Annotated in this window: 24 protein-coding genes; 9 read left to right on the top strand and 15 right to left on the bottom strand. The window is 68.6% G+C overall.

Features of this window, described 5'->3' with window-relative positions:
• Positions 1 to 76 precede the first annotated feature (76 nt).
• From SSPN_RS0107625 to SSPN_RS58280, 6 genes are all read right to left on the bottom strand, one after another.
• Positions 77 to 280 carry a hypothetical protein gene (locus SSPN_RS0107625; RefSeq protein WP_010693334.1) on the bottom strand — a complete coding sequence of 68 codons (204 nt, stop codon included), beginning with the start codon at positions 278 to 280 and terminating at the stop codon, positions 77 to 79.
• Positions 270 to 935, bottom strand: coding sequence for a phosphoribosyltransferase (locus SSPN_RS0107620; protein WP_044573579.1), 666 nt, complete (start codon positions 933 to 935; stop codon positions 270 to 272). The genes SSPN_RS0107625 and SSPN_RS0107620 overlap by 11 nt, the downstream gene beginning before the upstream one ends.
• Positions 936 to 1,340: 405 nt before the next feature.
• A complete protein-coding gene (locus tag SSPN_RS56505; protein ID WP_029535071.1) occupies positions 1,341 to 1,931 on the bottom strand; it encodes a class F sortase in 591 nt (196 codons plus the stop codon).
• A gap of 104 nt (positions 1,932 to 2,035) precedes the next feature.
• Complete coding sequence (locus SSPN_RS56500) at positions 2,036 to 2,542, bottom strand: hypothetical protein (RefSeq protein WP_158309534.1); 507 nt, start codon at positions 2,540 to 2,542, stop codon at positions 2,036 to 2,038.
• A 450-nt stretch (positions 2,543 to 2,992) separates the two neighbouring features.
• A complete protein-coding gene (locus SSPN_RS58285) occupies positions 2,993 to 3,451 on the bottom strand; it encodes a GNAT family N-acetyltransferase (RefSeq protein WP_010693324.1) in 459 nt (152 codons plus the stop codon).
• On the bottom strand, positions 3,448 to 3,660 hold the full coding sequence (locus tag SSPN_RS58280) for a GNAT family N-acetyltransferase (RefSeq protein WP_010693322.1): 213 nt from the start codon (positions 3,658 to 3,660) through the stop codon (positions 3,448 to 3,450). Before SSPN_RS58280 ends, SSPN_RS58285 begins: the two co-directional genes overlap by 4 nt.
• Before the next feature lie 100 nt (positions 3,661 to 3,760).
• Here SSPN_RS58280 and SSPN_RS0107600 point away from each other — a divergent pair, with 100 nt between their 5' ends.
• The gene (locus SSPN_RS0107600; RefSeq protein ID WP_010693320.1) at positions 3,761 to 4,447 is read left to right on the top strand and encodes a TetR/AcrR family transcriptional regulator; all 687 of its coding nucleotides are present in this window, start codon (positions 3,761 to 3,763) and stop codon (positions 4,445 to 4,447) included.
• Positions 4,448 to 4,470: 23 nt separating this feature from the next.
• Here the strand turns inward: SSPN_RS0107600 and SSPN_RS58275 are convergent, their stop codons facing one another.
• Positions 4,471 to 4,716: a hypothetical protein gene (locus tag SSPN_RS58275; protein WP_010693318.1), complete on the bottom strand. Its 246-nt coding sequence runs from the start codon at positions 4,714 to 4,716 to the stop codon at positions 4,471 to 4,473.
• 37 nt (positions 4,717 to 4,753) lie between these two features.
• Between SSPN_RS58275 and SSPN_RS58270 the strand changes: the two genes are divergently transcribed.
• A complete protein-coding gene (locus SSPN_RS58270; protein WP_010693316.1) occupies positions 4,754 to 5,158 on the top strand; it encodes an alpha/beta fold hydrolase in 405 nt (134 codons plus the stop codon).
• A 15-nt stretch (positions 5,159 to 5,173) separates the two neighbouring features.
• Here SSPN_RS58270 and SSPN_RS50535 read toward each other — a convergent pair.
• From SSPN_RS50535 to SSPN_RS0107575, 3 genes are all read right to left on the bottom strand, one after another.
• A protein-coding gene (locus SSPN_RS50535; RefSeq protein WP_170121539.1) for an IS5 family transposase occupies positions 5,174 to 6,048 on the bottom strand; the annotation gives its coding sequence in 2 pieces (ribosomal slippage) (positions 5,174 to 5,701 and positions 5,704 to 6,048; 873 coding nt in all).
• 66 nt (positions 6,049 to 6,114) lie between these two features.
• On the bottom strand, positions 6,115 to 7,434 hold the full coding sequence (locus tag SSPN_RS0107580; RefSeq protein ID WP_029535070.1) for an MFS transporter: 1,320 nt from the start codon (positions 7,432 to 7,434) through the stop codon (positions 6,115 to 6,117).
• Positions 7,435 to 7,664: 230 nt separating this feature from the next.
• Positions 7,665 to 8,855, bottom strand: coding sequence for an RtcB family protein (locus SSPN_RS0107575; protein ID WP_010693311.1), 1,191 nt, complete (start codon positions 8,853 to 8,855; stop codon positions 7,665 to 7,667).
• 352 nt (positions 8,856 to 9,207) lie between these two features.
• Here SSPN_RS0107575 and SSPN_RS0107570 point away from each other — a divergent pair, with 352 nt between their 5' ends.
• Both SSPN_RS0107570 and SSPN_RS54385 read left to right on the top strand, forming a co-directional pair.
• Entirely contained in the window at positions 9,208 to 9,711 is a 504-nt protein-coding gene (locus SSPN_RS0107570) for a DUF2505 domain-containing protein (RefSeq protein ID WP_010693310.1), read from the top strand.
• Positions 9,712 to 9,896: 185 nt separating this feature from the next.
• A complete protein-coding gene (locus SSPN_RS54385; RefSeq protein ID WP_143539626.1) occupies positions 9,897 to 10,520 on the top strand; it encodes a hypothetical protein in 624 nt (207 codons plus the stop codon).
• Between the two features lie 422 nt (positions 10,521 to 10,942).
• On the opposite strand, the gene SSPN_RS0107560 is transcribed toward SSPN_RS54385, so the two are convergent.
• Positions 10,943 to 11,398 carry a VOC family protein gene (locus SSPN_RS0107560; RefSeq protein ID WP_029535069.1) on the bottom strand — a complete coding sequence of 152 codons (456 nt, stop codon included), beginning with the start codon at positions 11,396 to 11,398 and terminating at the stop codon, positions 10,943 to 10,945.
• 564 nt (positions 11,399 to 11,962) lie between these two features.
• Between SSPN_RS0107560 and SSPN_RS59445 the strand changes: the two genes are divergently transcribed.
• The 3 genes from SSPN_RS59445 (at position 11,963) to abc-f (ending at position 14,460) form a co-directional block, all read left to right on the top strand.
• Positions 11,963 to 12,175 (top strand): hypothetical protein, encoded by a 213-nt coding sequence (locus SSPN_RS59445; RefSeq protein ID WP_010693306.1) that lies wholly within the window; start codon positions 11,963 to 11,965, stop codon positions 12,173 to 12,175.
• Positions 12,115 to 12,420, top strand: a complete 306-nt coding sequence (locus SSPN_RS62490) for a hypothetical protein (protein ID WP_394378913.1) — start codon at positions 12,115 to 12,117, stop codon at positions 12,418 to 12,420. The genes SSPN_RS59445 and SSPN_RS62490 overlap by 61 nt, the downstream gene beginning before the upstream one ends.
• 414 nt (positions 12,421 to 12,834) lie before the next feature.
• Positions 12,835 to 14,460, top strand: coding sequence for a ribosomal protection-like ABC-F family protein (abc-f, locus tag SSPN_RS0107550; protein WP_010693304.1), 1,626 nt, complete (start codon positions 12,835 to 12,837; stop codon positions 14,458 to 14,460).
• Between the two features lie 67 nt (positions 14,461 to 14,527).
• Here abc-f and SSPN_RS42875 read toward each other — a convergent pair whose 3' ends face one another.
• On the bottom strand, positions 14,528 to 14,713 hold the full coding sequence (locus SSPN_RS42875; protein WP_010693302.1) for a hypothetical protein: 186 nt from the start codon (positions 14,711 to 14,713) through the stop codon (positions 14,528 to 14,530).
• A gap of 178 nt (positions 14,714 to 14,891) precedes the next feature.
• Between SSPN_RS42875 and SSPN_RS0107540 the strand changes: the two genes are divergently transcribed.
• Both SSPN_RS0107540 and SSPN_RS0107535 read left to right on the top strand, forming a co-directional pair.
• Positions 14,892 to 16,433, top strand: a complete 1,542-nt coding sequence (locus tag SSPN_RS0107540) for an amidase family protein (RefSeq protein WP_029535068.1) — start codon at positions 14,892 to 14,894, stop codon at positions 16,431 to 16,433.
• Positions 16,434 to 16,736: 303 nt separating this feature from the next.
• Complete coding sequence (locus tag SSPN_RS0107535; RefSeq protein ID WP_010693298.1) at positions 16,737 to 17,141, top strand: cupin domain-containing protein; 405 nt, start codon at positions 16,737 to 16,739, stop codon at positions 17,139 to 17,141.
• Positions 17,142 to 17,151: 10 nt separating this feature from the next.
• Here SSPN_RS0107535 and gndA read toward each other — a convergent pair whose 3' ends face one another.
• The 3 genes from gndA to SSPN_RS0107520 all read right to left on the bottom strand — a co-directional run bounded on the left by gndA (position 17,152) and on the right by SSPN_RS0107520 (position 20,255).
• On the bottom strand, positions 17,152 to 18,591 hold the full coding sequence (gndA, locus tag SSPN_RS0107530) for an NADP-dependent phosphogluconate dehydrogenase (protein WP_010693295.1): 1,440 nt from the start codon (positions 18,589 to 18,591) through the stop codon (positions 17,152 to 17,154).
• A gap of 161 nt (positions 18,592 to 18,752) precedes the next feature.
• Positions 18,753 to 18,968, bottom strand: a complete 216-nt coding sequence (locus SSPN_RS42870; RefSeq protein ID WP_170121579.1) for a hypothetical protein — start codon at positions 18,966 to 18,968, stop codon at positions 18,753 to 18,755.
• 84 nt (positions 18,969 to 19,052) lie between these two features.
• Positions 19,053 to 20,255: a fumarylacetoacetate hydrolase family protein gene (locus tag SSPN_RS0107520; RefSeq protein ID WP_010693293.1), complete on the bottom strand. Its 1,203-nt coding sequence runs from the start codon at positions 20,253 to 20,255 to the stop codon at positions 19,053 to 19,055.
• Positions 20,256 to 20,272: the final 17 nt, after the last annotated feature.

Here is a 20,272-nt window from a genome sequence, read left to right as displayed (position 1 = left end):
GTGCCGATCGGCGTTGGTGGTGGTCGTTCGGACCGCGTAGGAGAAGTGCTCCACCTTCCCGCGAGATGTCCCGGTGTTAGACGAGCAGCTCGTCGATCACTCGCTCGTCGCGCACGAAGTCGGGGTCGGCCGCCGGATCCGGGGTCAACATCCACGGCGGCGCACCCGTCGGGGTTTGCTGTCCGGCGACGGACTGCTTCGAGCACGCGGCCAGCGGCACTGCGACGGCGGCGTAGGCGAGGAACTGCCGTCGCGAGCATCCGCGGTGCTCATCGGTCATCTGCGGTCCTCGTCGCGCGGGCTTGGCCGGCGTGGTGGAGCAACTCGACGACTTCGGCATCGGGGGTCTGGGTGAAGTCCCGGTACCACTGGCCGATCGCCATGAACCAGCCCGGAGTCTCCAGGCAGACCTGCTCGTCGGTCACTTCCTCAAGTCGTTCCAGCGCTTGCGGCGGCGCCACGGGCACGGCCAAGACCACGCGGGCGGCGCCCTGCTCGCGGGCCACTCGGCAGGCCACGTGCGCGGTGGAGCCGGTGGCGATCCCGTCGTCGACGACGATCGCAGTTCTGCCGGTCACGTCCACGCGTCGGCGATCGACGCGGAACAGCCGCGCGCGCCGGTCGAGTTCGACCCGTTCGCGCCGCTCCACCTCGTCCAGTTCCCTCGCGCTGACCCCGGTCTTCCACAGCACCTCGTCGTTGATGATGCGAACGTCGCCTTCCCCGATGGCGCCCATGCCAAGCTCGGGATGGGTGGGCACGCCAAGCTTGCGAACCACGATCACGTCCAGCGGCGCGCGCAGCGCCTGCGCCACTTCGAACGCCACCGGCACCCCACCGCGCGGCAATCCGAGGACCACGACGTCCGCGCCGCGGAAGTGCCGCAACTGTTGCGCCAGCCGACGACCGGCGTCCCTCCGGTTCTGGAACGGCACGCCGAGCACCCCCTCACCAGCCCGCGCACCAAGAGTGGCTCAGATGTGAGGTGGCGGAACAGAGGCCATCGGCACTCGGTGTCGGTTCAGTCGCGAGTCGCGTCCGCTCGGGAACCTGTACGCCGACCGTGGTCGAGCATTCGCAAGGTCCGCCGCGGAGACATCGCCGAACAGGTCCGCAGCCTGATCAGCCTGGACGTGCATCATCATGGGCGCGGCGACGTAGCGGCCGTCCGCAAGGACGTCGGGCAGCGCGGTGGCGCTGCGCTGGAGTCACGGCGAGCGCGCGGGTTACATCCCGCTCGGGCGAGGATCCGCGCTGTTAGAGCTGCCGGAGCAGGTTCTCGCGTGCCCGGCCGGGACCGCGCTCGCACCCGTGACCTGGTGAGCTCGAGCGCGCTGATCTCAGGCGAGGTGGCCGAACACGATCAGGTTGTCCTCGTAGCTGCGGCGCGACTTGTCGAAATCCCCGCCGCACGTGATCAGCCGGATCTCCGGGCGGGGCACGTCGCCGTACACGGCGTCGGTGGGGAACTTGTCCTTCGGGAACCGCTCGATGCGGTCGACCAGGTAAGTGACCTGCGACCTGTCCCGGCGCTTGACCTGGATCCGGTCACCGGTGCGGAGATCGCGCAGCCCGTAAAACACCCCGGCCTCGGTGTAGGAGTCGACGTGGCCCAGCACGACGAACGGGCCGACCTCGCCCGCGCCCGGCCCGCCGTCGTACCAACCGGCCTGCCTGGGCGTCTCGATCGGGGGAACTTGGACCGAACCGTCCGCGTTCAACCCCAGCGGCACGAGGCTCGACGCCACCCGGATGGACGGGATGGCGATCCCGATCGGATGGGCATCGCCCGGCACCGACGTCGCCGGTACCACCGGCGCGGGGGCCGCGGCCGGCGGCGGTGCGGAATCCGCGCCCGCCGGGCCGAAGACCGCCGCGACCGCCGCGGACAGCAGCAAGGTGATCCACACGGCTAGAACTGCAGCTCTCACGTTCCACCTCCGTGCTTCCGCGACGCCGAGTTCCGCCTGTGTGCGGGCAGTCGTGCGGGATGGTGGTGTGCGCTTCCTGAGCGCACACCACCATCCCGGCTGGATCAGCGCTGCGACTCGGCACGCCGACGTCGGTGCGCGTAAGCGCCACCAGCCGCCAGGGCGACGACAGCCGCGCCGCCTGCTGCCAGCAGCGGGCCGGAGACGCCAGAGTCGTCCTGTGCCGTGGCCCCGCCACCCGCCGGAACGGCGCCGACCGGCTTCTGCACGACCTGCGGCGTCGGCGGGACGGTGGGCTTGGCCGTCGGGACGACCTGCGGCTTGGCCGATGTCGGCCTAGCCGACGGCCGCTGTGCTGGCGACTGCGCAGGTGGCACCGCTGCCGGTGGCACTGCTGCCGGTGGCACCGCTGGCGGCGGCACCGCTGCCGGTGGCACCGCTACTGGTGGTGCAATCGGAGGCGCGACCTCCTCCGGCGGGCAGTTCTCCACGCACGGAGGCGGGCACTCTTCGAAGTTGCACGGCAGCAGCGGCGGCGCTGGTGGGCAGACCCCAGGTTTATCGCACTTGTCGTCGGCCGTGCGGACCAGCGGTGGTGTCGCCGAATTCACTTCGGCGCTCCCCAGTGGAGCAAGACCGATCGAAGTACCCAACACGAAGGCGGCAATCCCGCCAAGGCGAACAAGCGTTGAGGACACTCGAGCCTCCTTTTGATCAATGCGCGAGAATCCCGCATTCGAGATCATTTTCCCCAAATCGCCTCGCGAGATCCGGAAGGCGACTATTCGTAACGGTAAACACGGTCTTTCCGGTCGGCAGCCGCAGGAATGCATGATCATACGATCGTGGTGCCGTTGATATGTCCAATTGGGAACACTACTCACTCAAGGTGAGATCGACACGTTCGCGGCGCCTCATGTGTCCCCTGTACGTTGATCGAGGATGCGAGATCAGGGGATGCAGTCACAGATCGTCACCATCGAAATTTTTCCAGGCGTGGCGATCGTCCACATAGCTAGATCGATCGCATTTGTGATCTGCCGCCTTCGGAGATCAATTGTTCAAGGTGCCTGAAAATGACTTTGAAAAAAATGATCGACGCCGTGATCGAATTGTTCGGAGAAATTCTCGATCAATTCGTCCGGGATGTCCTCGGGAGTGGCGGGCGAAAGTCGGAAAGGTGTCTGTAATCGGATCGCTAGGCCAGGCCGTGCCGCCAGATTTCGGCGGTGATCAGGTATCTGTGGTGCGGCCTGCCGTATTCGAAACATTCGCCGTGTGACCGGAATCCGAGCCTGTCGAGCACGCGCGCCGAGGCGGGGGTTCCGGGGATCGACGACCGCCGTCAGCTCCGGCAGGTGGAGTTGGTCGAATGCCGCGGCGAGGCAGAGGTGCCCGACCTCGGTGGCGAGGCCCTGACCCCACGACTGGCGGGCCAGCGTGTAGCCGAACTCGGCGCCGACGTCGCGCGCCTCGAACCCGGCGTCGCCGATGAGACGGTCCGTCGAGCGCTCGATCACTGCCCAGAACGCGTAGCCCCGTGCATGCGTTGGTGCCGGATGTAGTCGTCGACCATCGCCGCGCTCTCCGCCGTCGAGACCGCGTTGCCGTAGGCGACGTAGCGCATCACCTCGGGGTCGCCGTAGACCGCGTGGATCGCGGTGCGGTCCTCGGTTCGGAACGGGCGAACCTGCAGGCGAGCGCTCATCAGCGGGAACTGGATGGTCACGAGGTCAACTCTTTCCCGTCCACGTCCCGCTGGGCACGCCAATAACCGAGCTATAGTGACCGGAATCGACGCTCTGGTCACTACGAGGAGGTGTGGTCCGGTGCCGCGGCCGCTGATCCCCAACCGGGTGGGCGCGATCCTCGACGCCGCCGAAAGTCTGGTGCTGCGCGACGGTTTCGACGGAGTCACCGTCGAGCGGATCGCTCGCCGAGCGGGGATCGGCAAGGGAGCGATCTACCGCGAATTCGGGAGCAAGCGCGAGCTGATGGACGCGCTGCTCGCACGGTGCGCGCGGCGTCTGGTCGACCAGGTCCGCCAACGCGTCGTCGAAGCGTCGACGCCGGTCGGGTTGAGCGCCGCCTACCGGTTGGGGATCGTGGCGTTGCTTGACGATTCGCTGCTGACCGCGGCATTCCTGGACGACGAGGCGGTTCTCGGATCCCACATGCCCGCCGTCGGGGGCGACCGATACCGGCAGCGCTTCGCCTGGATCACCGAGTACGTCGAAGCCCTCCACGAAGCCGGATCGTTGGCATCCGACGCCGCCCCGGAGGCGATCTCCATCGCCCTCTCCTCTTTCACCATCGGCTTGCTGTCGGCGAGCTCCGTGCTCGGACCACTGACCCGGGACCAGCTCGCGGCGGCGCTGGACGTGGTTACCACCTTGATCGAGCGGGGATTGGAGTCGCTGCCGGATGCGGGCGCGCCCGCCGCGAACGACGCCCATCTGCTGCTCCTGGGGCGCATGGCCGGCCAGTTCGACGCCGATACGGAGGAGCACCGGTGAACGGCTTCGTCACTGCCACCGATCTAGACTTCGCCCGCGGACCGATGCGGCCGTACCCCGCGGGGGCTGAGGAGAACGAACCGGTCCTGCTCCTGCACGGCGGGGTGCTCGACACCGTCGAGCTCACCTGGCACCGCGTCCTCCCGGCGCTGGCCGACACGCACCGCATCTACGCGATCGACCTGCCGCGGCGCGGCGGTAGCCAGCCGTGGCAGCGGATGGTCGACCAGGAGCTGTCCGATCTCCTGGTGGACGAGCTCCTCGACCACCTGCTCGCTCCAACGGGTCGCGTTCGTCGGCCGCTACATGGCCAAGTCCGTCACCACGATCCGCAGGCCGATGGTGCGGAACCTCGCCGCTGGTTCGGCCACGGACAACTTCGACGGGCTCGTCGAGTTCGCCCGGGCCGAAGCGGAGGCCGAGGCACGGCATCGCGAAAATGCGCTCGACGACTGGCAGATCCTCGCCCGCGGGCCGTTTTCGATGCGGCTCGACTTCCTGCCGAGGGCTCGGAAGGCTGGCCGTTCCGGGCTTGTGGTTGCGGGGAGCGGACGATCCGCTGGTCGGCGACGGAAAGTGCGGCGGGCGGCTGCGGCAGCCCCTCGTGGGCGGTTGGAGGTCATCCCCGGTGCCGGGCACCTGCTGCCGTTCGACCGACCTGACGAGTTTCACCCGCCCACCCTCGACTTCTCGACCGAAGGCCGCTACTAGGGTCTGTTTCAGATGTCAGAGCCACTCGTTGATAGACGCGATGACCACCGTGGCCTCGTAACGGACAGCGAGTTTGTCGTACCGGGTGGCCACGGCCCGGTTCCGCTTGAGCCGGTTGATTCCGCATTCCACGGCATGACGCTGCTTGTAGATCTCCGTGTCGAACGCCGGCCGGCGACCACCGCGCGAACCTCGGTTCTTGCGGTGACGGATCTGGTCCGCTTTCTCGGGAATGGTGCACCGAATGCCCCGTCGCCGCAGGTACGAGCGATTGGCGCGCGAACCGTACGCCTTGTCGCCCAGCACCCGGTCCGGACGTGTCCGCGCCCGGCCCCGACCAGTGCGGGGCACGCTGATCCGCTCCAAGACCGGCTGGAACTGCGGCGAGTCACCCCGCTGCCCCGCCGTGACCACCAGCGACAACGGCTTCTGACCCTGCTCAGTGGCCATATGCAGCTTGGTGGTCAGCCCGCCCCGCGACCGGCCGATTCCGTGATCATCCGGTTCGGTGTCAACCCCGCCCGGCGGTTCCCGCTGTTCAGCCCCTTTTTTCGCGCACCGGCGGCGTGCTGGTGCGCGCGAGCGACAGTGGAATCCACGCTGACATCCCAGGTGATCAGGCCTTCGGCGTCGGCCTGGGCTTGCAGCCGCGTCAGGATTCGCTTCCAGGTCCCGTCGCGCTGCCAGCGCCGGAACAGCCCATACACGGTCTGCCACGGGCCGTATCGCTCCGGCAGGTCACGCCACTGCACACCCGTGCGCACCCGGAACCGGATACCGTTGATCAGCTGCCGTTTCGGATGCTTGGGCGGGCGGCCCGACTTCTTACCCTTGGGCAGCAACGGTTCCATCTTCGCCCACTGCTCGTTCGTCAGATCACCTCGACCCACACGAAGATCATCTCAAACCGAGATCAACTTCTGAAACAGGCCCTAGAAGCAGCATCGGCCTCGCCGTCAGAGCGGGCTGCCGGTGGTCGCCGCGTCGGTGCGTTGGGGGGCTCGGACCGGAATCATCGCGAGCAGGCCGATCAGCAGGATGAGGACGATCCCGGCCATGCCTGCGCGTTGGGTGCCGAACAGCGCGATGAAGCCGCTGAAGGCCAGCGGTCCGAGGAAGCTCACCGCCCGACCGGTGGTGGCGTAGAGGCCGAATGTTTCGCCTTCCCGCCCCGGCGGCGCAATGCGGGCGAGGAAGGTCCGGCTGGCCGATTCCGTGGGTCCCAGGAAGCCCGCCAGAAGTAGCCCGCACACCCAGAAAGCGGCCTTGTCGGGTAGCACCACCAACGAACTGCCCACCACGACAAGGCCGAACAGCGACGTGACGATGATGGGCTTCGGGCCGAACCGGTCGTCCGCACGACCACCCAGGAAAGCGCTGGCACCGGCGATCAGGTTCGCCGCGATCGCGAAGACCACCACCTCGCCGGGGCTGAAGCCGAAGGTGCCCGCCGCGATCACGCCGCCGAAGGTGAAGATCGCGGCCAGCCCATCCCGGTAGATCGCGCTGGCCGCCAGGTATCCCAACGTGCTCCGGTCGGTGCGCCACATACAGGCCAGCCGTTTGCCCAGCACGAGGTACCCGGTCAGGAAGGACCGCTGGACTTGATCCGCAGGCGACGGGGCCTCGGGAACGAAGATGAGCAATGGCAGCGCGAAGAGTGCGAACCACGTGGCCGCGAACAGCGCGACGACGCGGATGTTGAGTCCGTCCTCAGAGGTCACGCCGAACAGACCGATTTCGGGTTGCACGAACCCGAACAGGACGATCGCCAGTGCGACGAGACCCCCGAAGTAGCCCATCGCCCAGCCGAATCCCGAGATTCGGCCGATCGTCGCCGGCGTCGAGACCTGGAGCAGCATCGCGTTGTAGTTCACGCCCGCGAACTCCACGAACACGCTGCCGACGGCGACCAGCACGAGGCCCAGCAGCAGGGAGGACGGAACGTCCTGGACGAAGTACAGCCCGGCCGTGCTGACCACTACGAGGGCGGTGTGCAGCGCCAGCCACCGCTTGCGCCGTCCGCCGGCATCGCTGCGCTGCCCGGTCACCGGCGCGATCAGCGCGATGCACGCTCCGGCGATGGTGAGCGTGACACCGAGCGCTTTGGACCCGGTCTGCGGGTCGCTCGCCACCGAGCCCGTCAGGTACACGGTGAACACGAAGGTGAGGATCACGGTGTTGAACGCCGATGATCCCCAGCCCCAAAGCGCCCAGCAAATCACCGAACGCCAGTCCCACCGAGCCGCAGCAACCGGATTCGCAGCCACATCCATCCTGCGATCAGACCAGCTCGCCGCCACCCGAGCCACTCGAAAGCGCCGCGTTGGGGCCGAACTTAGCGGTGGTCTTCGGGTGGTCGAACGGCCGTCAATCGGGCAGATTGGGCGGCAGTCCAGGTTTCACGGCGCAGTCTTTGCCGTCGGCACGACCGGGGAAGACCTGTGCTTCGTTCTGCCGGTTGGCCCGGGTGCCTCGGCGGTCGGACCACCGAGGCACCCGGCGTTCACCCCTTGACGCAGACGACCTGCTTCAGGTGGGTCACCACCTCGACCAGGTCGGTTTGCGCGGCGATCACCGAATCGATGTCCTTGTAAGCGGCCGGGATCTCGTCGACCACGCCGGCATCCTTGCGGCACTCCACGCCGGCCGTCTGCGCTTCCAGGTCAGCGGCCGTGAAGGTCTTGCGGGCCTTGTTCCGCGACATTCGCCGGCCGGCGCCGTGCGAGGCGGACTGGAACGACCGCTCGTTGCCGAGGCCGCGCACGATGTACGAACCGGTGCCCATGCTGCCCGGGATGATGCCGAGATCACCCGCGCCCGCCCGGATCGCGCCCTTGCGGGTGACGAGCACCTCGACCCCGTCGTAGCTCTCCTCGGCCACGTAGTTGTGGTGGCACGAGATCGGCGTGTCGAACCTGGTCCCCGGCACCGTTTCGGCTAGCGCCCGCTGCACCAAGGCCAGCATCGTGGCGCGGTTGCGCGCCGCGTAGTCCTGCGCCCAGAACAGGTCCCGGCGGTAGGCCTGCATCTCCGGCGTGCCCGCGACGAACACCGCGAGGTCCGAGTCCGGCAGGTCCGCGTTGTGCGGGAGGCGCCGCGCGATGTCGATGTGCCGCTTCGCCAGCTCGTTGCCGATCCCGCGGGAACCGGAGTGCAGCATCAGCCACACGCGGTCGGCGTCCGGGCCGTCCTGCTCCAGGCAGACCTCGATGAAGTGGTTGCCGCCGCCGAGGCTGCCGATCTGCGCCCGCGCCCGGTCCTGGAGGTTCTGCACGCCCGGGTGCAGTTCCCCGAAGACGGACCAGAAGTCCTGCCAGCCGCCCAGCCCGGGTACGCGCGACGGGTTCACCGGGGTGCGGTGCATGGCGAAGCCGACCGGCACGGCCGATTCGATCCGGCCGCGCAGCACGCGCAGGTCGTCCGGCAGGTCGGCAGCGGTCAGGGACGTTCGCACGGCGCTCATCCCGCACCCGATGTCGACGCCGACCGCCGCCGGGGACACGGCGTTGCGCATGGCGATCACGCTGCCGACGGTGGCGCCCTTGCCGTAGTGCACGTCCGGCATCACGGCGAGTCCGTGCACCCACGGCAGGTTGGCGACGTTGTGCAATTGGCGCATGGCGGCGTCTTCGACCGACTGAGGGTCAGCCCACATCCGGATCGGCACCCTCGCACCTTCAACTGCCGCGTACATCGTTCTTCCTGCCTCTCGGTGACCTTGACGCAGCAATGATCTACGGTTTTCCCGCGCCACGCCACCGAATTAATCCAACTCGACGCACTCGGCCGCACTAGGCCCACGTTGGACGGTTGCGACCCGCTGCACGACACCACGGCGCGCGAAATCGTCCAATAAGGACAATTGTGCGCTGGATCCGACGTGGCTCGGGCAACGCGGGGCCGCCCCGGAGGTAATCCACCGGTGGGCAGCTCGGGCAAGTTGGCGAGGGTGGGGGTCCGAGGTCACGGAGGTGACGCGAACCGGTCGCCCCCGCGACACTGGTTTATAACCGCAGCGTTCTGAAATCGGCGGTAACCTCCTCTGCATGACGCGCAGGATCGAGTACCGGACCACCTACGAGTGGCCCACCGCTCGGGTGTTCGCAGCGCTGACCGGCCCCGACTGCCTCCGCGAGCGGCTGCGAGTGCTCGGCGGTGACAACGAGCTGGTCGAGCACGAGGCAACCGAAACCGGCGCGCGGTTCCGGATCCGGCAGGGCGTGCGCGCCGAGGTGATCCCCTCGGTAGCACGCGCAGTCGTCGGCGGGGACCTCTCGATCGACCGCAGGGAGATCTGGCGTCGTGAGGCCGATGGTAGTTACGCGGGCGAAGTGACGGCGGGTGCGTTGACCGTGCCGCAGGCGATCACGGCTTCGCAGCGGCTGCGGGACTTGCCGCCGGCGGGGTGCGAGTTCGTCGTAGAGGGCGATGTGAAGGTGGGCATCCCGCTGCTCGGTGGCAAACTGGAAGACCTCTTCGCGGGTGAGGTGCAAAGCCTCCTGGCGGCCGAGCACGAATTCACGGTCGACTGGTTGTCCCGGCACGGCTGACAACCTGGTTCTGCTTCCGCGTTCGGCCAACGGCGCGTCGACACCGCGCATCTCCCCGGCTGTACGGGGCGAGTTCTCGCAGTTCAAGGTCGAGCAAGTGATTCGTGCCCTTGAACGGGTGCGACCTTGACCCCAAGGCCGTGCCGCCAGGCGTCAGCTGTGCCGTCACGCGGCACAGATCGCTGGTGATCATGCCGCTCGCACGGGCTCTGTTGTCGGTGGAACACCCGACGGCGTTGGTGGGTACGTCCGGTGGCCTGCTCCGCAGCGGGATCTGGAGTATCGGCATGGCATGGCATGGCATGGTATGGCACGGGCGCTGGTTCGCGGTGAGGCGCGCGGCGAGCTTCGTCGCCCTCGCGCGCCATGAGGTGCACGGTTTCGTCATTCTTGCGGCGGAGTTCGTGCATGATCGCGGTGGAGACGTCGTGCACGCCGATGTCCGCGATGACGCGCTGTTCGATGTGGAGTGCTCTCGTGGTCAGCACCCAGCGGGTGACTTCCGTGCCTTCCGGGCGAATCCAGCCAGCCGTCCACAGTGTCCGGAGCGCGCGTCGCACCATGATCTTCGGCATCTTGGGCTTGGGCGCGAGTTCGCCGCCGCCAGCGGGCTGCGCTTAGGCCACTCCTTCGGACACGCGAAAGGCCGGAAATGCGGTCCGCATGCCCTCGCTCATGCCGGCATCACATCCAGCGCCGACCGGCGAGCCTGCCCGCCGAGCAGACAGGCCCCACCGATCTCACAGCTGGCCCGGCGCGACGAAAACGGTCCAGGTCAGCACCGGAGCGACCGCGAGCATGCTCATTAGGCCACCATCCCTGTTGCAGCCCGAACGGATAGAGTTGACCACTCGGTCCCGGTAGGTGCATGGCCTGATTCGCGAGCCGCTGGACGGTCGGCATGAGTATTGCCAGCCCACCGAGCCGAGGCCGCTTGACCGGGGAGCATGCCCGACCTGGTCGAGGGCCGATTAATGAGCTTCCGGTGGGCGTCCTCACGACCGAGCGGGTCCTTCTCCAGTGCAGAAGGAGCACCGCGCGCGTGTTCGCGGAATGGGACTGGGCCACCGGATCGCACGATGTGACCGTGATCGACCAGGCCGGGGCCAGGCAGGAGCAGGTGGGCGCTGGCCCACACCGAGACCGGGATTGCCGGCACTCCGGCCCGGCCACCGGAATGTCCCAGCCGGCCGCTGCCGGGCGAGGCGTTGTCCAGCAGCGGCCGGTCGGGTCAGCGTCCCGAATCCGCCGGCCGGTCGGCGAAGATCCCTTCGAGCATCCCAGTGGCCTGGCCGACCTCGATCAGGTAACCGTCGGGATCGCGCAGGTAGCAGCGGATCTCGGCCTTGCGGTCGATGGGTTCGGTGAGGAACTCGGCGCCCTTCCGGCGCGCCTCGGAGTGGAAGGCGGCGATGTCGGCCACGCGCACGTTCATGAAGGCCGACACCGTGGTGGGCCGATCCGGTGGCTCCAGGACGACGTCTGGTTTGTCGGGAGTGGGACCGCCACCCGGGTTCATGATGATCCACGAGTTGGCGACCTTGACGATCGCCGGGTTTTCCTCCAGCACGACCCGCCCGCCGAAGATGTCGGCGTAGAACTCCCGTGAGCGGGCGACGTCGCGCACGGTGAGGAAATGCGTGATGACGAGGCCTTCCTCGGGTGTCGGCCAGTCCTCTCGAAGCATGAGGCTCCTTTCAGGAGATCGGGTGCCGACCAGTACCTGAATCGGCATTCGGCTCCGCGAGCGGTGGGTGGACCCCGACCAACAATGGAACACCCGGTAGGCGGCGGACGCAGCGCGACCGCCGCCGATGCCTTCCCGTCTCGGGGATTCAACGCACTCCCAGGTCCAGGCGCGGTCTTCGCCTCGTGGTGCTGCCGAGGCCAATCGCGGAGGGTCGCGGGCGCGGATCTTCGAACCGTTCGTACCGGATGTGGTGGGCATCCGGTTGACCATCGCTGGCACGCTCGCTTCGTTCGTCACCTTCTCGGTCGGTTCCTCGCGCGACCGCTGGGTGATCGCCGGGCACATCGGGGACTGCTTCGGCCGCAAGCCGCCGCTGGTCGGTTCGATGGTTGGTCATGGGCGCCGTGACGTCCGCCATCGGTACCCTCCCGGGCTAGGCCTCGATCGGCATCTGGGCACCGGTGCTGCTGATGGTGTTCCGCCTCGTGTTGGGCCTCGGCGTCGATGCGCAGCGGGGCGGCGCGGCACTGCTGCTGGTCGAGCACGCGCCGCTGCAACGGCATGTTCCTCGTGCTGACCTGGACGTTGTCCGACGGCGCGTTCGAGAGCTGGGGCTGGCGGATCCCGTTGCTGTCCGGGCTGGCGCTGGCCGCGATCGGCATCTACGTCCAACTCCAGTACGTGGACGACGGCCGTGGGACGAACTCGCCGCCTTGTTCACCCCCGACGGCGTCTTCGTCGCGCTGTCCACGGCGCGCGGGCGGGACGAGCTGAGGGGGTTCTTCGCCGGACTCCAGGAAGGGGCGCTGACGGCCTGGTGGCACTTAAGCGCCAACGAAACCATCTCGATCGACGACGGCGACGACGCCGAAGGCGAGACCTGGCTGGACCAACCGTGGCGTCGTCAAAGGCGAACCGCACGTCGGGGCCGGCTGGTACCACGCCCTGACCTGGCGCCAGCCGGACGGATCGTGGCTGTTCGTCGAGCGCCAAGGTCAACTTCTTCTGGGGGCCGATGAGATTTGGCTGGGCCCCCGGCGGGTGGAGTGGCCACCGGCCGCCGACGCGCTCGAAACCCGCGCTATGCAAGGGTTTGACCGCGCCTCCGCCAGCTCGATGTCTGAAGTGGACAGCCAGCCGGTTGCTGCTTGATGTCGGCTCGCCGTCCACTTCGGCACCGCCCGGGCGTCCCCGGCTGGGCAGCGATCCGCAAAACCTGGTGGCACCGCCCGGAGCCCTGTTGCTACGGTGGAGTGGATTGCGAGTGAGGGAGATCAGACATGGTTGGTGACGACGACATCTCCGGGTGATACCCGGACGTGATCTGCCACCTGCAGGCGCTCGTGCGCGCTGCGGTCGTGGCCATGTAGTCGTTCCACCGTTCTCCTCCGGGCCACTTGGTGCGCCCGCATCACCCACGAGGACTCTCACACATGTCCGATGCGTTCATCACTTGCTCCAACTTGTCCTTCTCCTGGCCGGACGACACGCCGGTCTTCCAGGACCTCTCCTTCACCGTCGCTGGCGGCCGCACCGGCCTCGTGGCGCCGAACGGCGCGGGCAAGAGCACGCTGCTGAAGCTGATCGCCGGCGAGTACCGGCCCACCGGCGGTTCCGCGTCCGTCGAAGGTGTCCTCGGCTACCTTCCGCAGAGCTTGCCCTTGGACGGCGATCCGACCGTGGCCGAGCTCCTGGGCATCGCGCCGGTGCTCCGGGCTCTCGCCGCCATTGAGTCCGGGGATGCGAGCGAGGAGAACTTCGCCGTGGTCGGCAACGACTGGGACATCGAGGAACGCACCCGCGCCCAGCTGGAACGGCTTGGCCTCGGGGACGTCTCCTTGACCCGGCGCCTGCACACCCTCAGCGGCGGCCAGGTCGTCTCCCTCGGCCTGGCGGCACAGCTGCTGAAGCGGCCCGACGTGCTGCTGCTCGACGAACCGACCAACAACCTCGACGTCGACGCGCGCCGCAAGCTCTACGGCGTGCTCGAAGACTGGCAGGGCTGCCTGCTGCTGGTCAGCCACGACCGGACGCTGCTCGACCGCATGGACCGCATCGCCGAACTGGACCAGGGCGAGATCCGGTACTACGGCGGAAACTTCACGGTGTACGAGGAGACCGTGCGCGCAGAGCGAGAGGTCGCGGAGAAGAACATCCGCAGCGCGGAGCAAGAGGTCAAGCGCGAGCAGCGGGAGATGCAGCAGGCCCGCGAGCGGGCGCAGCGCCGGGCCAGCAACGCCGCCCGCAACATCGAGAGCGCTGGGCTGCCGAAGATCCTCGCCGGGGCGCGGAAGCGACGCGCCCAGGAGTCGGCGGGGAAGGCCGACGAGACGCACGCAGCGCGGCTCAACGAGGCCAAGGCGCGGCTCGACGAGGCCGAACGTGCGTTGCGCGATGAGCAGCGGATCGCGCTGCAGCTGCCCGGGACCAACGTTCCGGCCGGCCGCACGGTCTTCCTCGGCGAAGGGATGCGGATCCGCCGCGGGGAGCGAGACCTCTTCGCTGGCGAAGGCATCGACCTGGCGATCCGGGGGCCCGAGCGGATTGCGCTGACCGGGCCCAACGGCGCCGGGAAGTCCACGCTGCTGAGCGTGATCAACGGCGATCTGGAGGGCGGCAGCACGAAACGCGCCGATGGCCGTATCGCCTACCTCTCGCAACGGCTGGACCTGCTGGACCTCGACCGCACGGTGCTGGCGAACCTGGTCGCCTTCGCGCCGGAAATGCCGGAGTCGCAGCGGATGCACTTGCTCGCCCGATTCCTGTTCCGCAGCACCCGCGTGCATCTCCCGGTCGGGGTGCTCTCCGGTGGCGAGCGGCTGCGCGCGACCCTGGCCTGCGTCCTTTTCGCCGAACCGGCCCCCCAACTCCTGCTGCTCGACGAACCGACCAACAACCTCGACCTGGTGAGCGTCGGGCAACTCGAAAGTGCGCTCAACGCCTACGAAGGCGCGTTCGTGGTGGTGAGTCACGACGAGCTGTTCCTCGCGAACATCGGCGTGAACCGGTGGCTTCGCCTCGCCGACGGCAGCCTGGTGGAAACCGGCGCACCAGCCTGAAACGGGCGCTGGCAACGCCGACCGTGAGTCTTCTGGGTTGCCGTAGCAGTCCAGAAGACTCACGGCGCTACCAGCCGGCCGCGGTGTGGACGTCGGCGGCGAGGCTCGCTGGCGGCTCGTGGGAGGAGTCCAGGACGAGGTCGTCGAGTCCGGCCGCGTCGAGGATCTCGGCGAGTTCGTTCGTGCGGTCCAGGTGCCAGCGCAGGCTGGGTTCGTCGTCGGCGTGCCGGTCCCGGAGACGGTCGCGGGCCACGGAGGGTCGACGACGAGCCGGACCAGCAGGATGCCGGTCGAGTCCAACGCCGCCTGGTAGCGGCTGATGGCCGAACGCGCCGGGTGAACCCGCGCCGCGATGCGGGTGGCGGAAGAGCGCTGGAGCTACGCCGAGAAGATCTTGCGCCGATCGAGTTGGGCGTTGTCTCATGGGCCTCATGCGCAGAATGGACGCTATCGCGCTGATCGCCGCACTCGCCGCCGGATCGTTGATGTTGGGCAACTCCGGGGCCATCGGCCGGGAGTCCGCCTCCACGGTCGGGGCCGACCTCGGCACTGTGACGATTCCCGAACTCCAGGACTGGATGTCGAGCGGGTCGCTGACTTCGTCGGCGCTGACCGCCGCCTACCTGGGGCGGATCCGCGCCGTCGACCCCAAGCTCAACGCGGTGCTGCGCACCGACCCGACGGCGATGGTCCAGGCGGCCGCGAGCGACGTCCGGCACCGCCGGGGTGCGACCCTCGGGCCGCTCGACGGAATTCCCGTTCTGCTCAAGGACAACGTGAACACCCGGGATCTGCCGACGACGGCCGGGTCCCTGGCGCTGGCGGGGAGGCCGCCGCGCTCGGACGCTGCTGTGGTGAGCCGGCTGCGGGACGCGGGCGCGGTCATTCTCGGGAAGACGAACCTGTCCGAGTGGGCGAACTTCCGCGCGGATACGCCCACTTCCGGCTGGTCGGCGGTCGGCGGGCAGACCCGCAACCCGTACGTGCTGGACCGCAATCCGTGCGGTTCGTCGTCGGGTTCCGCCGCCGCGCTCGCCGCGTCATTGGCGCAGGTGGCGATCGGCACCGAAACCGACGGCTCCATCGTGTGCCCAGCCGGGATGAACGGGGTGGTCGGCCACAAGCCGAGCCTCGGCCTGGTCAGCCAGGAAGGCGTGGTGCCGATCTCGGCGGAGCAAGACACCGCGGGCCCGATGGCGCGCAACGTCATCGACACCGCGCTGACCCTGGCGGTGCTGCAGGGCGCGGACGGCGCCGCTGCGTTCTCGCCGCCGATGAACCTGCGCGGCAAGCGGATCGGCCTGTGGCGGCTGCCGGTGCTGGGACCGGAGGTCGACGCCGTGATGACCCGTGCGGAGGAGAGGCTCCGCGCCGCCGGCGCCGAGGTGCTGGAGGTGACCCCGTCCTACCAGGACCGGCTCGGCGAGCTGGAGTTCCCCGCGCTGCTGAGCGAGTTCCACCGTGACATCGACGCCTACCTCGCCACCCGCGAGGGCCCCCGGGATCTCGCCGAGTTGATCGAGTTCAACCGCCGGACGTCAGCGGAGCAGACCTGCTTCGCCGGCCAGGAGCTCTTCGAACAGGCGCTCGCCGCGCCGCCGACGACCGATCCGCAGTACCAGGCGATGCGCGCCGAGCTGGCGGATCTCTCGCGGCGTTCGATCGACGAGACCCTGGCCGCGCACCACTTGGACGCCATCGCTTCGCCGGCGAACCCGCCGGCGTGGACCACGGACTGCGAACGAGGTGACGACGACGTCATCCCGTCCTCGACCCCGGCGGCGGTGGCGGGCTTCCCATCGGTGTCGGTGCCCGCCGGTTCCGTCGGCGAGTTGCCAGTCGGGTTGCTGCTCATGGCGGGCTACCGGCAGGACGCCGAGCTGCTGTCGCTGGCGGCGGTCGCCGAGCGCGAGCTGAACGCCTGGCGGGCGCCGCGCTACCTGCCGACCGCCGGGCCCGGGCCCACTCCCTGACGCGCTCGGTCACGAGCCCAGCAGCCCCAGTTGTCACTTCCGAAGCACACGTCGCCGCCTGTCGTCCGATTCGGTAGCGGTGTCGGCCCGGGTGTCTCCGGACCCGGGCGGCATCGCATTTCCGGCGTTATGGTGCGCAAGTCCGTGGTGCTTCGCACCGCGTGCTTGGGGGAATCGAATGCTGGTTCGTCGTGCGCCGCCAGGTCGTCGAGACTCCCGTGGACGCGCCGTCCGCGCGTTCGCGGGCAGATTGCCCGAACGCGCATTCGAGTTGGCGTTTCACCTGGAAAGGAATGGATCGTCGTGACCGACGTCGCAGAGTTCGCGCTGTCCAGCCTCGCAACGGTGGTCCGGATCGAAAAGCCCTGGGGCTACGAGGAGATCTTCGCCGTCGTGGAAGGCCGCTACGTTGGCAAGGTGCTGCACATCCGCGCAGGTGAGGCACTTTCGCTGCAGTACCACGAGAAGAAGGAGGAGACGGTCGCCGTCCAGTCCGGCTTCGCGCTGCTCGACCTCGGGCCCAGCCGGACGTCGCTGGTCCGGATGGAACTGGGCCCCGGCCAGACGGCGAGCATCCCGTCCGGGGTGGTGCACCGGATCATCGCCGTGTCCGACGTGGTCCTGCTGGAAGCCTCCACCGCGGATCCGGGGTGGCAGGCGGACGTCGTCCGCCTGGAAGACCGCTACGGCCGCGCCGTAACCGCGTAGCCCGAAACGGTCAGGCCGGCACTTCGGAGCGGTCTGCTGCCCAGAGGGTGTGGAACGAGCCTTCGAGGTCGGTGCGGCGGTAGGTGTGGGCACCGAAGTAGTCGCGTTGGCCTTGGGTGAGTGCGGCCGGGAGCCGGTCCGCGCGCAGCGCGTCGTAGTAGGCGAGTGCCGCCGCGAATCCCGGTGTCGGCACGCCCTGGGTGGTGGCGGCGACCAGTACCGCCCGCCAGTCGTCCTGGGCGGCGGCGATCTCCTGCGCGAACGTCCGGTCGGAGAGCAGGCTCGGCAGGTCGGGGCGCGAATCATAAGCGGCGCGGATGCGGTCTAGGAACGCGGCGCGGATGATGCAGCCGCCGCGCCAGATCGAGGCGATCGCACCCAGGTCGATGTTCCAGTCGTATTCCGCGCTGCCTGCGGCGATCTCGTGGAAGCCCTGTGTGTAGGACACGATCTTGGACGCGTACAGCGCCTGCTCGACCTGGTCGGCGAACGCGGCCGCCTCGGAGCTGCCCAGCGGTTTCGCCGCGGGGCCCGCGAGCCCGCGGGAGGCTTCGCGCAGGGCGGTGTGACCGGACAGCGAGCGGGCGAAGACCGCTTCGGCGATGCCCGGGACCGGCACGCCCAGTTCGAGCGCGAGCTGCACGGTCCAGCGTCCGGTGCCCTTCTGCTCCGCCTGGTCGGCGACCACGTCCACGAACGGCTTGCCGGTCGCGGCGTCCACATGGGACAGGACTTCGGCGGTGATCTCGATCAGGTAGGAGTCGAGGCGGCCGGTGTTCCAGGTGCGGAAGACGTCGGCGATCTGGGCGGGGGAGAAGGCAGCGACCTCGCGGAGCAGCTGGTAGGCCTCACCGATCAGCTGCATGTCCGCGTATTCGATGCCGTTGTGCACCATCTTCACGAAATGGCCCGCCCCGTCGGGGCCGATGTGCGTCACGCAGGGTGCGCCGCCGGCGGCCTTCGCGGCGATCTTCTCCAGCATGGGTCCGAGGGAGTCGTAGGACCGCGTGGATCCGCCGGGCATGATGCTGGGCCCGTGCAGCGCGCCTTCTTCGCCGCCGGAGATGCCGGTACCGACGAAGTGGATGTCGTGCTCGCGCAGTTCGCGCTCGCGGCGTCGGGTGTCGGCGAAGTGCGCGTTGCCACCGTCGATGATCATGTCGCCTGGTTCCAGCAGGGGCGCGAACTCCTGGATGACGGCGTCGGTGGGATCACCGGCCTTGACCATGATCACGAGGCGGCGGGGGCGTTCCAGCGCGGCGACGAAATCGGCCGGGGTTTCGGTCGCGACGAAGTCGCCTTCGTGGCCGAATTTGTCCATGAGCGCGCGGGTCTTCGACGCGGTGCGGTTGTGCACGGCGACCGCGTAGCCGTTGCGCGCGAAATTGCGGGCGAGGTTGCGCCCCATGACGGCGAGCCCGGTGACGCCGATCTGCGCGGAAGTGCTCATGCGGATAGCTCCTGTCGGTAACGTCGTCGACGCGGCGCGGGTGTGGTGACCCCAATTCTCGAACAGCAGCCGACCCGGCGCAGGGTTCCCGACCGGGTGCTTCGCCGGGAGGCCCGGTTGCGAGTTCAGCTGCGGGAAAAGGGTTTCCGGATCTTGCGGGGTCACGGGCGGAGTTCTCCGAACATCTCCAGGCGGCGTTCGTGGTAGGCGACGTCTTCCGAGTCGTGGACGGTTCCCTGTAGCTCCTGCCGCTGGAACGATGGAGCCTCGCGGCGCAACTGGTGCCGGATCAGCTGGACGAGGGTTTCCTCTTCCAGGAGCCCGGCCGGGCCACCGGCCTCGGCGTACGCGTGCAGGAAGGGCCGCATCGGCGCCAAGCCGGTCGCGGATCCGCGCCCGGTCCACTCCAGCGCGGCGTAGCGGGAAAGCTGGTTAGCCTCCGTTGAGGCGCGGTTCGCGGATCACGCTTGCGGGTTGCCCGCGAGCAGACCCCGGGCCGCGAGGTTGGTCATCAGCGCGCGGATACCGAACGTCCAGTCCGGTGCGGCCTCCGCGGTGCTGACGACGTTGATCAAGGCTCCCAGTGCGGGGGAGGAGATGCATACGACGTCACCGGGCTTGTGGGTGAAGCCCTGGCCGGGGACGTCTCGGTCCTCGGTGGGGGCGAACATCGTGCCGGTGAACAGCACGAACCCGTCCGGGTACTGATGGTGGCGCCCGTGGGCGTGGTCGACGAGTTCGCGCACGTCGCGGCTGATCTCGCTGACCGGGCTGACCCCGTCCAGCCGGTAGCCGTCGGTGCCGGTGATCTCCAGGCCAATCTCCACGTTCCGCGCGTCGTCCAAGGTGAACTCGTCGTCGAACAGCCGGAGAAACGGGCCGATCGCGCAGGACGCGTTGTTGTCCTTGGCTTCGGTCAGCAGCAGCGCGCTGCGTCCCTCGAAGTCGCGGAGGTTGACGTCGTTGCCGAGCGTCGCCGCCACCGGCACACCGCGCGAGGTCACCGCGAGCACGAGTTCGGGCTCCGGGTTGTTCCACACCGAGCGCTCCAGCACACCGACCTCCGCGCCCGTGCCGACCGCGGACAGCACCGGGGCCTTGGTGAAAATCTCCGGGTCCGGGCCGATGCCGACCTCCAGGTACTGCGACCAGAGACCTTCCGCGACGAGGACCTCCTTGATCCGCCGCGCTTCCGCGGAACCCGGTCGGACCTGGGAGATCCGGCCTTCGATGACGCTGCCGAGCTTGGCGCGGATCTCCTCGGCCCGGCGGAGGTCGCCTTCGGCGCGCTCCTCGATCACCCGCTCCAGCATGCTCCGGACGAAGGTCACGCCCGCGGCCTTCACGACCTGCAGGTCGACAGGTGCCAGGAAGTGGGGCCGCGTGCGATCGTCGGCGAGCGTGGCGTCCAGGAGGTCGGACAGCTGCCAGCTCCGGCCGCCTTCGTGCGTTCGCGCGATGTGCACGGCGTCGGTGCGCTCGAGTAGCCCGGAAACCGTGGGCTCGACGCCGGTCAAGTCGACGACCGCCGACCCGCGCACCGCGGCGACGCACGGCCCTCCGCACACCGGGTCGAAGACGCGGGCGACCAGCGTCGATCGGACGACGTCGTCGGGGAGAACACGGTGGGAGTAGGAGGAGGGGTTCAACGTGCCTGCCTTCATTGGAGATGCGTTGCGGC

The sequence above is a fragment of the Saccharopolyspora spinosa NRRL 18395 genome, assembly GCF_000194155.1.
Taxonomy (GTDB): Bacteria; Actinomycetota; Actinomycetes; order Mycobacteriales; family Pseudonocardiaceae; genus Saccharopolyspora; species Saccharopolyspora spinosa.
Note: the sequence above shows the minus strand (reverse complement) of the source record. Positions and strands in the feature narration are given on the sequence as shown.